A 12,825-nucleotide genomic window follows, 5' to 3' on the forward strand; every position below is an offset into this window, starting at 1 on the left:
GCCAGCTCAGCCGCCGCGGGCACGGCTCGACGGGCCTGATCACGTCGCCGTGCCCGCTGCCCGGATGCGGCGGGCGGCCCGCGACCGTCAGCAGCACCCGCGCACGGCCGTCCGGGGCGCCGTGCAGCAGCGCGGCGGCCCGGTCGAGGGAGTCCTCCAGCGGCGCCGCGCGCGGCCCGAACCGGCCGGACGGCGCGGACGGCAGGTCCGCGAGGGTGCGGGCGGCGTCGTCGGGCGGCTGCAGCGGGCCGCCGAACACCACGTCCCGGTCCTTGTGCTTGGGCTCGATCGGGTGGTCCAGGTGCCCGACGACGGCGACGCGGGCGGCGCCGCCCAGCTCATCGCCGAGTAGTTCGAGCAGGTCGGCGACCAGGTCGCGGCGGCGCTCGGCGGTCTCGGGGCGGCCGCCCAGCTCCAGCACGCAGACCAGTTCGGTGGTGAACGCCGTGGTCGGCAGCCGCGCCGGGACGCGGCGCAGCAGCTCCGGCCAGCTCGGCGCGCCGTCGCTCACGTCGCCGGGTTCCAGGAAGCGGACCCGGCCCGGTCCGTCGAGCGCCACCCGGACCATGCCGGACGCGCCCCTCGGCATCCGCGCCGTGACGATCCGGATCGGCTCGGGCGGGTCGTCCCAGGTGACGATGGCCAGCGCCGTCTCCTGGTCGGGGGCGCCCGGCACGCGCCGCACCCGCACCTCGGTCTCGTCGCCGGCGCGCGCCCCGGCCGGGAACAGCGGCAGCCGGACGACCTCGGCGGACCCGTCGGCGGCCCGCGCCCGCAGCGCCGCCAGCCCGTACGGGCGGGCGATCGGCCGTTCCGCGACGAGCCGGGCGAGCACGGCCGCCGCGTCGCCCTCGCCGGCGTTCCGCCCGGCCGCGATCCGGACGTCCGGCAGCAGGTAGGTGAACGCCCGGACGACCGCGTCCGGGAACGGCATGCCGGGCATCCCCGACATCACCGCGGTGTCGACGGACGTGCAGTACCGCCGCACCAGGTCCCCGGCCGCCCCGCCGATCGTCGCGTCCGCCCACGCCGGGTCGATGCCGGACGGGCCGCCCGCGAGCTGGAACCGGCGCAGCGCCGCGTCCTGCGCCAGGCCGGGCAGCAGCACCGGCCAGGGCACCGACGCCAACTCCCGGAAGCCGAGCGGGCCCGCCGCCGGGACGCCGCCCGTCACGAACAGCCGGACCCCGGCGTCCTCCACCGCGACGACGACGAGCGCGCGGTGCGGGCCGAGCGCGTCCAGCACCGCACCCAGCGGCGGTCGCGCCGCCTCCCGGCCCGCCTCGAGCTCGCGCCGCGCCGCCTGCCACTGCGCCTCGCTCGGCCTGCCCCGCAGGTGGGCGGCGTAGGGCAGCCAGTCGTTCCCGGCGCGCGCCGCCGCCCGCAGGTCGAAGTCCAGCCGCGCCGCCGACAGCGCGGCCTATCCGGCGGCCCGGTCGGCGCGGCCCGGACGCCACGGACCGGCGAGCGTCCACCCGCACACCGCGCACCGGACGTCCTCCCGCTCCGCCGCCGCGTTCACGGCGGCCCAGCCGCCGACAGGGTCGATCGGCACCGCGCACAGCGGGCAGCGGCCGTCAGCCGAGTTCATCGGGCACATCCTCCGGCAGCAGCAGGTTCAGCATCCGCGCGTCGGCGTCCGGGCGGTCCACCACCCGTTCGGCGAGCCGCGCCTCCATCCGCTCCAGCAGCCGGCGGACGGTCCGGCCGTTGCCGAACCCGGGCCGCCGCGCCGCGTCCGCGAGCCACGCCCGCGCCGCCGGGAGCGTCGCCGGGTCCAGCTCGTAGGCCTGCCGTTTCGCCATCGCCCGCAGGATCTCCAGCAGTTCGCCGACCTCGTAGGCGGGGAACTCGATCGTCTCGGTGAACCGCGAGCCGAGCCCGTCGTTGGCGGCCACGAACCGGCGCATCGGCTCCGGATAGCCCGCCGCGATCACCGCGAGCCGGCCGCGGTGCCGGTCCATCTCCTCGACGAGCGTGTCGATCGCCTCCCGGCCGAAGTCGTTGTCGCCGCCGGAGGTGAGCGCGTACGCCTCGTCGATGAACAGCACCCCGCCGAGCGCCCGCTCCACGGCCTTGCGGGTCAGCGGCGCGGTCTGCCCGACGTAGGACGCGACCAGCCGCGACCGCCCCGTCTCCACGACGTGCCCGCGCTCCAGCAGCCCCATCTCCTTGAAGATCCGGCCGAAGTGCCGCGCCACCGTCGTCTTCCCGGTGCCGGGCGGGCCGGTGAACAGCAGGTTCGGCGCGACGACCTCGCCGTGGCCGCGCAGCCGCCGCAGCCGCAGCCGCTTCACCAGCACGTCCGCGCTCCGCTTCACCTGCGCCAGCCCGATCATCGCGTCCAGCTCGCCGAGCAGCTCCGCGGTGTCCCTCGGCACGGGACGCGCGTCGCGGCGCAGCCGTTCGGGCAGGTCGCGCGGCTCCAACGGCTTGTCGCGGTCGTCCTTCACGCGCCGCGCCCAGCGGGCGGCCGTCTCCTGCGTCACGTCCCGGACGGCGCGCGCGTTGCCGAACCCCCGGTCCCGCGTGCGGTGCAGCTCCGCGATCGCCTCGCCGAGCGCCGCCTCGAACCCCTCGCCCCACGCCATCCCCATCGGACGCAGCCGCCGCGCCGCGATCTCCGCCAGCTCCGCGGGCCCGTAGTCGGGGAACTCGATGACGTTCTCGTGCGGGAACCGGCTGCGCAGGCCCGGGTTGCTGTCGAGGAACTCCCGCATCTCGTCGGGGTAGCCCGCGACGATCACGACCAGCTCGGCGCGGTCGTCCTCCATCCGGGCCAGCAGCTCGGTGATCGCCTCCCGGCCGAACCCGTCCGCCTGGTCGCTCAGCTCGTACGCCTCGTCGACGAACAGCACCCCGCCGAGCGCGCCGTCGATCACCTCGCGGGTCTTCGTCGCCGTCTGCCCGACGAACCCCGACACCAGGTCGCTCGCCCGAGCCGACCGGACCCGGCCGTGCCGCAGGATTCCCAGCTCCCGGTACAGGTCGCCGACGATCCGCGCGACCGTCGTCTTGCCCGTCCCCGGATTGCCGGTGAAGACGAGGTGGTGCGACACCGGCTCCGCGCCCGCCGGCGGCCGGTACCGCAGGCCCTCCAGGTGCCGCTTCACCGGCTCCAGCCCGACCAGCTCGCCGAGGCGGCGCATCACGTCGCCGTCCGCGACCGTCCCGGCGATCCACCCGTACCGGTGCAGCTGCTCCTGCCCGAGCGGCGTCCCCTCCGCCGCCATCCGCCGGCCGAGCCGCCGCTCCCATGTCTCCAGCGGGACGTCCTGCGCCGCCATCGCCCGGACCGTTCCTTCGAGCTTCGTCCAGTCCGCCATCCGCAGGTTCTTCTGGATCCGCAGCCGGTGGACGAGGCGGGTCAGCTCGGCCTCGCCGGGCGGGCGCAGCAGGCCGGGGCGCGCCGGGCGCCGCTCCTCGGCCTGCACCACCTGCACCAGTCCCGGCAGGTCGCGGCTGCCCTCGGCGAACGCGCGGACCTCCGCCAGCGACGCCCCGCCGAACACCAGCACGCAGATGTTGCGGCTCCCCGGCCGAAACTCCAGCCACCGCTCCAGCGCCGCGGCGAACGGCGCCCGCGCCTCCTGCCAGCGCTCCAGCACCTCCAGCTGCTCGACGACGACGGCCGTCGGCGTCGACTCGTCCCGCATCAGGCTCCGCAGCATCCGGACCGCGAACGCCCCGGACATCGCCCGGCTCTCCGCCCTCGCCGGTGCGGCGGGCGGGCGGCGCAGGCGGCGGCGTCCGAGCGGGCCGCTGAACCCGGGCCGCATCACCGACGCGTCGCCCTCCGGCTCGCCGTCCGCTCCGGGGTCGGCGGGCAGGCGCCGCGACGCCGCGTCCCGGACGGTCAGCGTCGCATCCAGCGAGAAGAACACGATGCGCTCGTAACCGGCGGCGTGCAGCGCCTCCCACACCGCGCTGCCGAGATCGTGCTGCCGGTAGAGGCCGTCCACGAACGCGTCCTTGACGCCCGGCCCGTACAGCGGCAGCACCGACTCGCCCTCGCGCGCCGCGTCGCGCAGCGCCCGCAGCCGCTCGGGCACCGCGTCGAAAACGTCAGTGCTCATCGGCCCCTCGGGCGCGCACCTCGGCCTGCTTCACCACCGGACGCTCGTCCCCGGGGCGTTCGGCGGCCGGACGCTCGTGCCCGGGACGCGGGCGCGACAGTGCGGCGAAGTCGCGCAGCTCCGGATCGGGCTCGCCGCCCTCCTCCGCCGGATCGCCCGCGTGCAGGCCCTCCGCGCGCAGCGCCCGGCTCACCGCCATCGACCGCTCCCGCCGCGCCGCCTCGTCCGGATCGTCCTCGTACGACAGGATCCGCAGCGTGAAGCCGGACCCGTCGCCGCCGTCCGGCGCCACCTCCACCACGACCTCACCGCCGTCCGCGCGGTGCCGCAGCCGGCTGAAGAACGCGCGCCGCTCGTCCCCGGCCGCGTAGGTGTTGCCCGACCAGGCGAACCCCTGCCCCTCCAGCACCGCCACCACCTGCTCGGCGACGTTCACCCGCAGCTGCGACGCGACGATCCGCTCGGCGGCCCGCTCGACCAGCGCGTCCAGCCGCCCCTCGTACTCCGGCGCCGACTCGCTGATCAGCGCGCGCAGCTCGGCGGCGTCCAGCGGGCAGCCGGGATCGGCGACCAGCTCCACCCGCCGGGCCACCTCGTCGCGCAGCTCGCCGAGCCCGCCGTCCGTCCAGTGGTCGACGTCCAGGACGGTGCCCGGGTCCGCCTCCGCGACGGGACGCTCGGCGTTGTCCTCGACTGTCGCCGCGACCGTCCGCAGTGCCGCGAGCGCCTCCGCCCGGACCGCCTCCCACTCCAGCGCGAGCCGCTCCACGTCCGCGCGCAGCTCGCTCAGGTCGAGGTAGAGGTCCTGCACCTGGCTGAGCGAGTACCCGGCCGCGTGCGCCTCCAGGTTCCCCCGCGCGACGGTCAGCCGGGACGCCAGCCGGTCGAGCCGGCCGGGCGCGAACCGGTCGTGCGGCAGCGTGTCGCGGATCGCGTCGTGCATCGTCCGCGCGTCCTCGAACAGCCGCCGCGCCGTGGCCGCCGCCGCGTCGCTCTCCCCGCGCAGCTCGCCGACCCGCGCGTCCACCGCCGCGAGCCCGGCGCGCCGCTCCGCCCGCTCCCGGGCGATCTCCGCCGCGAGCCGCTCGCCCTGCTCCGCCAGCTGCTCGCGGCCTTCCGCCAATCGCCTGCCGTGCTCGCGCAGCCGCCGGCCGGTCTCGTCCTCCAGCTTCCTGGCCTGCTCGGACAGCCCGGCGAGCGCGCGGTCCGTGCCGTCCTGCCGGGCCGCCGTCTCGCGCCGCACCCGCTCCACGTCCTCGCGCGCGGCCCGCTCCACCTGCCGCAGCAGGCGCGGCATGTCCCGCCGCACCTTCGCCAGGTCGCGGGCGGACGCCTGCGCGTCCCGCCACGCCGCCGCGTCCACGGAGATCACCTTCGCGCCGCTCATCGGGGCTCCTCGTCGCTCGTGGTGAAGGCCTCGGCCAGGGCGCGGGGCGGCACGCCGACCAGCAGCGCCTCCCCGCCGCGGACCCGCACCTCCGCGCGGCGCGGGCCGTCCGCCAGCTCGCCGGCCGCAGTCGCCAGCCGGCCGGTCAGGTGGTGGACGCGCTGGTTGCCGCTGCCGCGCAGCCCCCGGTCGTCGTTGCGGGACCGCACGTACCGGCCGTCGATCAGCACGTCCACCTCGGCGAGCAGCGCCTGCGCGTCCGGCCGTCCCGCCAGCTCCTCGCGGCGGAACCCGGTGAAGCAGATGACCGACAGCTCGCGCCCGGCCCGCGCCGCCCGCACCATCGCCGCGAGGCCGCTCGCCTGCGCCATCGGCTCCCCGCCGGACAGCGTGAGGCCGGTGACGTCCGGGTCGGCGAGCAGCTCGCCGGCCAGCTCGTCCGGCGCCACCGCGCGGGCCTCCCGGAACGGGATCCAGTCCGGCGCGATGCAGCCCCGGCAGCGGAACGGGCAGCCCTGCACCCACACCACCGACCGCAGCCCCGGCCCGAGCGCCCGCGTGCCCACGCACGTCTCCGCGACATTGATCACCGGCGCCGGTCCTGCCACCAGTTCGTCAGCGGCCCGAAGAGCTGGTCCCGCCGCGACCGGCGCGTGGCGCCGCGCAGATGCCCCTCGTAGCCGGACGGCTCGAACCGCGGCGTGTTCCCGGGCCGTCCGCCCGCATTCGGGCCGGCACCGTAAGGAGCCGCGCCCCCGAACGAACCGCCTCCGTCCACGTTGCCGCCGTAGGGCGCCGCGTTGCTGCCGGACCCGGCTCCGTAGGACCCGCCGCCGAGCGGACCGCCGTTGCCGCCCGCTCCGGAACCGTATGATCCGCCGCTACCGAAGGGCGCCGCGCTGCCGCCTGCACCGGGACCGTACGGATCGCCGGCGTTGCCGCTGCCGAAGGGCGCCGCGCCTCCGCTTGCGCCGGGGCCGTACGAACCGGCGTTCGGGGCGGCGTTGAACGGCGCCGGGTCGCCGCCGTACTGGGTGTCGGCGGTGCGGCCGGGCATGCCGTTCACCACGCGCACGTTCGAGCCGGCAGGGTTCGAGCCCGCAGGGTTCGAGCCGCTGCTGGGGAAGCCGCCGTTTCCGCCGGACGGCATCGGCGGATCGAACGCGAGGCCGCCCGGGTTCGCGGACGGCATGCGGCGGTCGTAGCCCGGCTCCGTCCGGACGTACCGGTCGAGGTCCGCGGGGATCCGCGCCATCTCCCGCCGCTTCCACTCCTCCAGCGCCGCCTCGCCCACCTCGCCTTCGGCCATGGCCGTCCGCTGCGCGAGGTCCTCCAGCACCGCTCGCCGCGCGTCGTAGACCAGCCCGGCGTACTTGACGTCGTCGGCGGCGCGGACCCGCGCCACGTCCGCGTCGCGCCGGGCGAGATGCGCGCCGGTCTCCCGGTTCTCCCGCTCGTGCGCCGCGACGAGATCGTCGTACACGGTCGACGGGCCGAGGATCTGCATCATCTTCACCAGCACCGGCAGCAGCTCGATCGCGATGAACATCAGCGTGACGAACAGGTGCGCGGTGCCGATCGTCCCGTTCTTCTGCGAGAGCCGGTCGAGGGCCTCAAGCCGCAGCGCCATCCCGTCGGAGTCGCGCGTGTCGGCCGCGTGCTGCGCCTGGAGCGCGGACTGCTGCTTCTTCAGCCGGCTCAGCTCCGCGGTCACGCCCTCGGCGCCGCCCTGCCCGTTCAGCTCGTTCTGCGCGTCCTGGACGCCCTTGGTCTTGAGCTGCGCCATGTAGTTCTTGAGCTGGGTGTCGGCGGTGTCGAAGTCGCGCTTGGTGTCGTTGTAGTCCTGGATGCGCTTGCGGGCCTCCGGGCCGAGGCCGGCGCGGCCCGTCCCGCACTGGCCGAGCTGCTCGCAGGTCAGCTTCTCGCGCCGCTGCTCCAGCTGCTTCTGCAGCTCGTCGCGCTTGTCCTGGAGCTGCTTGAGGGTGGGGTCGGCGTCCGGCGTCGCGGGCAGGCCGCCCGCGGTGACCTGCGCCTCGAGCTGCTGCCTGCGCTTCTCCAGCCAGTCGATGCGCTTGCCGACCTGGTCGTCCGCGGTCTGCGCCTGGTACTTCGACTCCGCCTCGGCGTGCAGGACGTTGACCTCCTGCGAGATCTCCGGCGCGAAGATCTGCAGCACGATCGGCATGGACAGCACGAACCCGAACAGCAGCGCGAGCAGCAGCCGGGGCAGCGCCAGGAAGATCACGCCCCACTTGCTGACCGTCCGCGTCATCGAGGCGACCAGCCAGCGGTCCAGCGACAGGATGCCGAGGAACCAGCCCGCCGTCAGCAGCACGATCACCGGCCACGGCGCCTTCAGCGCGATGTGCAGCGCCGCCGCCATCGACACCCCGGCCAGCGCCGCGGTGAAGATCACCACGCTGCCGAGCCCCTGGAAGCGCGCCTTGTCGGTCGGGGTCTGCCGCAGGATGTCCCGGTTGGCGCCGGACGCCCACAGCAGCGGGGAGAACCGTTCCCCGCCGCGCCGCCGGCCGGGCTCCGGGGTCGGTGCGCTCGCTTCGGTCATGTGCTCGGCCCTCACTGGACGCTCGGTCGGGGGGACGGGGGGGAGCCGGTCCGCGGTGGGAGGGGAGGGGCGCCGGAGCGCGGCGCGTAGCCGGCCGGGCGCGCGGCGGCGCAGGACGCCCGCGCGCAGCGGCTCGGCGCGCTCGTCGGCGTTCTCGACGGGACCGTCCGGCGCCCGCACGTCCGCGCGGACGTGCGGCGGCACCACCCTCGCGCCCGCTCGTTCCGGTATCGGCACCCCTTCATTGGGCACCCCCGGCAGCGGGACCCCTCCCGGCGGGCCGCCTCCGTCCGGTGCGCCGGGGTCGCGCATGCCCCAGGACGGGGGGCGCGGGTGCCCGCCCGGCTCGTCCTCCAACGCCATTCGCACCTCCGCCGTGGCGTTCGGCCACCGGTCCGCCGGACATCCACCGGTGGCGACGCGGACCGCGATGCCACCGGCTTTCAGTTGTGACGCATCCCTTACCGAGAGGGTTCGTTAGATACTGGCAGTTAACACACGAACCTTGTGAGTCTCCCGACACACACGGCAGAAGTGGCCGAATTCGGCCGCGCCTGACCGCTTCCGGAACCCCGCCAGGGGTTGCGCTCCCCCTGGGCGTGGTGATCCGCCCACGATCGGGGATAGCGTCCGCGATAGGGAGGAGCGTCGATGACCCGTCCGTGGCGACCCGCCGCATCCAGCCCCCGCGACCGTGCGCGGCGGCGGGGGCACCCGCTCTTCGCGCGTTTCTACGCCCGCGCCGGCCCCGCCATGGACCGGGGCGGCGGCACCGAGCACCGCCGCGCCCTCCTAGCCGGGGCCGCGGGACGGGTGCTGGAGGTCGGCGCCGGTGCGGGCGCGAACTTCGCGCACTACCCGCCGGAGGTCACCCAGGTCGTCGCCGTCGAACCCGAACCGCACCTGCGCGGCCTGGCCACGGCCGCCGCAGCCGCGGCGCCGGTGCCGGTCGAGGTCACCGACGGCGTCGCCGAGCACCTGGCCGTCCCGGACGGCGACTTCGACGCGGTGGTCGCCTGCCTGATGCTGTGCTCGGTGAGCGACCGCGCCGCCGCCTTGGCGGAGATGCACCGGGCGCTGCGCCCGGGCGGGCGGCTGCACTTCTTCGAGCACGTCCGCGCGGCCTCCCCGGCCCTGCGCCGCGTCCAACGCACCCTGGACGCCACCGTGTGGCCGCTGCTGAGCGGCGGCTGCCACCTGGCCAACGACACCGAGGCCGCGATCGAACGCGCCGGCTTCACCTACGAGCGGGTCACCCACCTCAACTGGCCCGACTCGAATCCACCCATGCCCCAAGCCCCCCACATCCTCGGCACCGCCACCCGCCCATAACCGTCCCGCTCAAACGCCATTCAGGTGGATGGGGAGGGTGGTGTGGCCTCTTAGGGTTAGGCGGTCGCGGCGGGTGGGTGGGGTGGACGGGGAAATGGCGGGGTAGCGGGTCAGGAGGCGGGGGAAGGCGATGGCGGCTTCCAGGCGGGCCAGGGCGTTGCCGAGGCAGATGTGCGGACCGGCGCCGAAGCTCAGGGGTTTGGTGTCGCGGCGGGACGGGTCGAAGCGGTCCGGGTCGGGGTAGCGGGACGGGTCGCGGTTGGCGGCGCCTATGAGGAGGACGACCTGGCTGCCTTTCGGAATCGGGGTGCCGGCGATGGTGAGGGTTTCGGTGCGGGCCGTGCGGGTGGTGATTTGGACGGGGGAGTCGTAGCGGAGCACTTCTTCGACGAATTGTTCGGCGGGGAGTTCGCCGGAGCGGATGGCGGACGCGACCTCGGGGTGGTCGAAGAGGAGGGCTAGGCCGTTGCCGAGGAGGTTCGTGGTGGTCTCGAAACCGGCGACGAGCAGCAGGATGAGGTTGGCGAGCAGTTGGTCATCGGTGAGGCGGCCGTCGGTGGTGACCAGGGCGCTGACGAGGTCGTCGCGAGGGTGCGCGCGGCGGTCGCGGATGAGCGCGGTGAAGTATTCGCCGAGTTCGCGGGCGGCCGATTCGGCGGCGGTGGAACGGGATGTCAGGGCGGGCAGTTCCAACGCTTCGGTGAGGTCGGTGGCGAGTGGGCGGAAACGGTCGCGGTCGGACGGGGGGACGCCGAGCATTTCGCCGATGACGGTGATGGGGAGCGGGAAGGCGAACCGGTCCATGAAGTCGACGGGATCGCCATCGAGGCCGTCGAGCAGGGATTCCACCGCGGTCTCGATCGCGGGTCGGAGGGCGGCGACGCGGCGTGGTGTGAAGACCTGGGACATCAGCGAGCGCATGCGTCCGTGGTCGGGTGGATCGGCCCAGAGGATCGACCTGCTCATTGAGGGGAGGTCCGGGTTCCGGGGTTCTGGTGAGCGGGGTGACGGGCCGAAATCGGGATTGCGGAGTACCTGGTCGACGGCGGCGTAGCCGGAAACGAGGAACCAGGTGTCGGCTATGGCGGAGACCGGTCCGAGCTCGTGGGCTTCGGCGTAGAGAGGGAACGGGTCGGCGCGTCCGGCGGGAGCGGTGAGGGCCTCGACGATGGACGCGGCGCTTCTCGTCCAGGCGATGGTCAGTGCGTCGCGGCGGCCGATCGTCTGCAGGCGGGTGGTGATGGCGTCCTGGACTCGCCGGAGGCGCTCGTTGTTCTCGGCTTCGGCGTGCAGCGTCAGTTCGTCGCGGCTCGTGCGCAGGGTGCAGCGTCCCCAGGGCAGCTCAATGGTGCCTTCCGTGTCCGACCATTCGGTGAGAGCGCCGTTGTGGTGGCGGATGCGATCGGTGTGCTTGCGCAATTGGGTGAGATAGCGGGTGGCGCGGGCGGTGCGGACGCTGGCTCGTGATGTCGGCATGACCTCTCTCGATTTTCAGGCGTCTCGGCGGGCGGTGACGACGAATCCGGCCGCGATCGCGGCTGCGGCGTAGAGGCAGAACACGCCGAATCCCGTCCAGGGGCCGAGGGCGGCGGCGTCGCGGTGCGCGGCGATGTAGATCTGGTCGCCCGACTGCATCGGGATGTAGGGGCCGACGGTGTCCTTCCAGGTCCGCGGCAGGAGGTCCAGGAGCAGGGGAGGGACGAACAGCAGGCCGAACAGCGCGGCGATGGCGCCCGCCGAGGAGCGCAGGACGGCGCCGAGTCCGAAGCCGAGGAGGCCGAGCGCGGTCAGGTAGAGGCCGCCGCCCGCAACGGCGCGCGCGACGCCCGGGTCTGCCAGCGACGTCCCGGCCAGTGTGTGCGCGGGCAGCGCCGTCCGGAAGGCCAGGTAGGCCGCGAACGTGGACGCGGTGGAGGTGAAGAGGGTGAACCCGGCGAGCACCAGCGCCTTCGCGGCGAGGACGGCGCGGCGGCGCGGGACGGCGGCGAGCGTCGTGCGGATCATGCCGCTGCCGTACTCGCCGGTGATGACGAGGGCGCCGAGCACGCCGAACGCGATCTGCGACAGGTGCAGCCCCGCCAGCGCCACCTGGACGGTGTCGACGCGCGCCCGCTCGCCGGAGCCCAGCCGGGGCGCCAGCACCGTCGCGGTCAGGACGGCGAAGCCGATGTTGGAAGCGAACGCGGCCAGCAGCACCCAGAGGGTGGAGCGGACCGTGCGCAGCTTGCACCACTCGGCGCGCACCGTCCCGCTGAACAAGGCGGTCATGACGCGGCCGCCTCCGACCGGTACTCGGCGGCGTCGCGGGTCAGCTCCATGTAGCGCTCCTCCAGCGACGTCCGCTGCGGCGACAGTTCCAGCAGGCCGAGGCCGCGGGTGCGGGCGAGGTCGCCGATCTCGCCGGCGGTGGCGCCGGTGACGCGGAGCGCGCCGTCGGTGCCGCGGGCCACGGTCGCGCCGCGCGCGGCGAGCAGGCCGGACAGCTCGTCCGGCTCGGCGCAGCGGACCCGGACGTGGTCCTCGGCGAGCAGGTCGCCGATGCCGGTCTCGGCGATGAGCCGGCCGCGGCCGATGATGACGAGCCGGTCGGCGGTCAGCGCCATCTCGCTCATCAGGTGGCTGGACAGGAACACCGTGCGGCCCTGCCCGGCCAGTGACCGCAGCAGCGTCCGGATCCAGGCGACGCCGTCAGGGTCGAGGCCGTTGACGGGTTCGTCGAACATGAGCACCGGCGGGTCGCTCAGCAGCGCGGCGGCGATGCCGAGCCGCTGCGCCATGCCGAGCGAGAACCCGCCGACGCTCTGCCGGGCCGCCGAGGCGAGGCCGACCTGCCGGAGCACCTCGTCCACCCGGGAGCGCGGGATGCCGTTGCTCAGGGCGAGCCATCTCAGGTGGTCGCGCGCGGACCGTCCGCCCGCGACGGCCCCGGCGTCCAGCAGCGCCCCGACCTCCAGCAGCGGACGCCGGTACCCGGTGTAAGGGCGGCCGTTGACGGTGACGGTGCCCGCGGTGGGCGCGTCGAGCCCGAGGATCATCCGCATGGTCGTGGACTTGCCTGCGCCGTTCGGGCCGAGGAATCCGGTGACGGAGCCGGGCGGGGCGGTGAACGACAGGCCGTCCACCGCCGTGACGGCCCCGTAGCGCTTGACGAGCCCGTCGGCCTCGATCATCAGTGCCCGCCCATCTCGATGACGCCGGTCAGGTGCAGCACCACGACCAGGACGACGACGGCCGCGACGGCGGCGATGGCGAGCAACCTGCGGCGGCGCGACCCGCCGGCGATCGCGGGGCCGCCGCCTCGTTCGGTGTCGGGATGCGAGGGCAGATCGGGCATGACGCGTCTCCTCTGAATCAGTTTTGCGAGACATAGTGTCATTACAGCGCCAAAGTGTCCACAGGGTGATCGCCATGTATGCATCCGGTTGCGGCGCGGCAAGGCCGGGCGTCCAATGAAGGGGTGACCA

General features: G+C 74.8%; 11 protein-coding genes. 1 reads left to right on the forward strand and 10 read right to left on the reverse strand.

Features of this window, described 5'->3' with window-relative positions:
• The 6 genes from ABD296_RS19685 to ABD296_RS19710 form a co-directional block, all read right to left on the reverse strand.
• Window positions 1-1,246: hypothetical protein (locus ABD296_RS19685; RefSeq protein ID WP_344268793.1), on the reverse strand; the 1,246-nt coding region annotated here is incomplete at its 3' end.
• A gap of 174 nt (window positions 1,247-1,420) precedes the next feature.
• Window positions 1,421-1,591: a hypothetical protein gene (locus tag ABD296_RS19690; protein ID WP_344268797.1), complete on the reverse strand. Its 171-nt coding sequence runs from the start codon at window positions 1,589-1,591 to the stop codon at window positions 1,421-1,423.
• Window positions 1,578-4,076 carry an AAA family ATPase gene (locus tag ABD296_RS19695; RefSeq protein WP_344268800.1) on the reverse strand — a complete coding sequence of 833 codons (2,499 nt, stop codon included), beginning with the start codon at window positions 4,074-4,076 and terminating at the stop codon, window positions 1,578-1,580. Before ABD296_RS19695 ends, ABD296_RS19690 begins: the two co-directional genes overlap by 14 nt.
• Window positions 4,066-5,463, reverse strand: coding sequence for a hypothetical protein (locus tag ABD296_RS19700; RefSeq protein ID WP_344268803.1), 1,398 nt, complete (start codon window positions 5,461-5,463; stop codon window positions 4,066-4,068). Before ABD296_RS19700 ends, ABD296_RS19695 begins: the two co-directional genes overlap by 11 nt.
• Window positions 5,460-6,053, reverse strand: coding sequence for a 4Fe-4S single cluster domain-containing protein (locus ABD296_RS19705; protein ID WP_344268806.1), 594 nt, complete (start codon window positions 6,051-6,053; stop codon window positions 5,460-5,462). The genes ABD296_RS19700 and ABD296_RS19705 overlap by 4 nt, the downstream gene beginning before the upstream one ends.
• Complete coding sequence (locus ABD296_RS19710; RefSeq protein WP_344268809.1) at window positions 6,050-8,392, reverse strand: DUF4407 domain-containing protein; 2,343 nt, start codon at window positions 8,390-8,392, stop codon at window positions 6,050-6,052. Before ABD296_RS19710 ends, ABD296_RS19705 begins: the two co-directional genes overlap by 4 nt.
• 288 nt (window positions 8,393-8,680) lie before the next feature.
• On the opposite strand from ABD296_RS19710, the gene ABD296_RS19715 reads away from it, so the two are divergent.
• Complete coding sequence (locus ABD296_RS19715) at window positions 8,681-9,361, forward strand: class I SAM-dependent methyltransferase (RefSeq protein WP_344268812.1); 681 nt, start codon at window positions 8,681-8,683, stop codon at window positions 9,359-9,361.
• A 9-nt stretch (window positions 9,362-9,370) separates the two neighbouring features.
• On the opposite strand, the gene ABD296_RS19720 is transcribed toward ABD296_RS19715, so the two are convergent.
• From ABD296_RS19720 to ABD296_RS19735, 4 genes are read right to left on the reverse strand one after another with little or no spacing between them, the layout of a single operon-like run.
• On the reverse strand, window positions 9,371-10,837 hold the full coding sequence (locus ABD296_RS19720) for a cytochrome P450 (protein ID WP_344268814.1): 1,467 nt from the start codon (window positions 10,835-10,837) through the stop codon (window positions 9,371-9,373).
• A gap of 15 nt (window positions 10,838-10,852) precedes the next feature.
• A complete protein-coding gene (locus ABD296_RS19725; RefSeq protein ID WP_344268816.1) occupies window positions 10,853-11,629 on the reverse strand; it encodes an ABC transporter permease in 777 nt (258 codons plus the stop codon).
• A complete protein-coding gene (locus ABD296_RS19730; RefSeq protein WP_344268818.1) occupies window positions 11,626-12,531 on the reverse strand; it encodes an ATP-binding cassette domain-containing protein in 906 nt (301 codons plus the stop codon). Before ABD296_RS19730 ends, ABD296_RS19725 begins: the two co-directional genes overlap by 4 nt.
• The gene (locus ABD296_RS19735; protein ID WP_344268820.1) at window positions 12,531-12,695 is read right to left on the reverse strand and encodes a hypothetical protein; all 165 of its coding nucleotides are present in this window, start codon (window positions 12,693-12,695) and stop codon (window positions 12,531-12,533) included. Before ABD296_RS19735 ends, ABD296_RS19730 begins: the two co-directional genes overlap by 1 nt.
• Window positions 12,696-12,825: the final 130 nt, after the last annotated feature.

Origin of the sequence: Actinomadura napierensis, assembly GCF_039529375.1 — a bacterium.
GTDB classification, from domain to species: Bacteria; Actinomycetota; Actinomycetes; order Streptosporangiales; family Streptosporangiaceae; genus Spirillospora; species Spirillospora napierensis.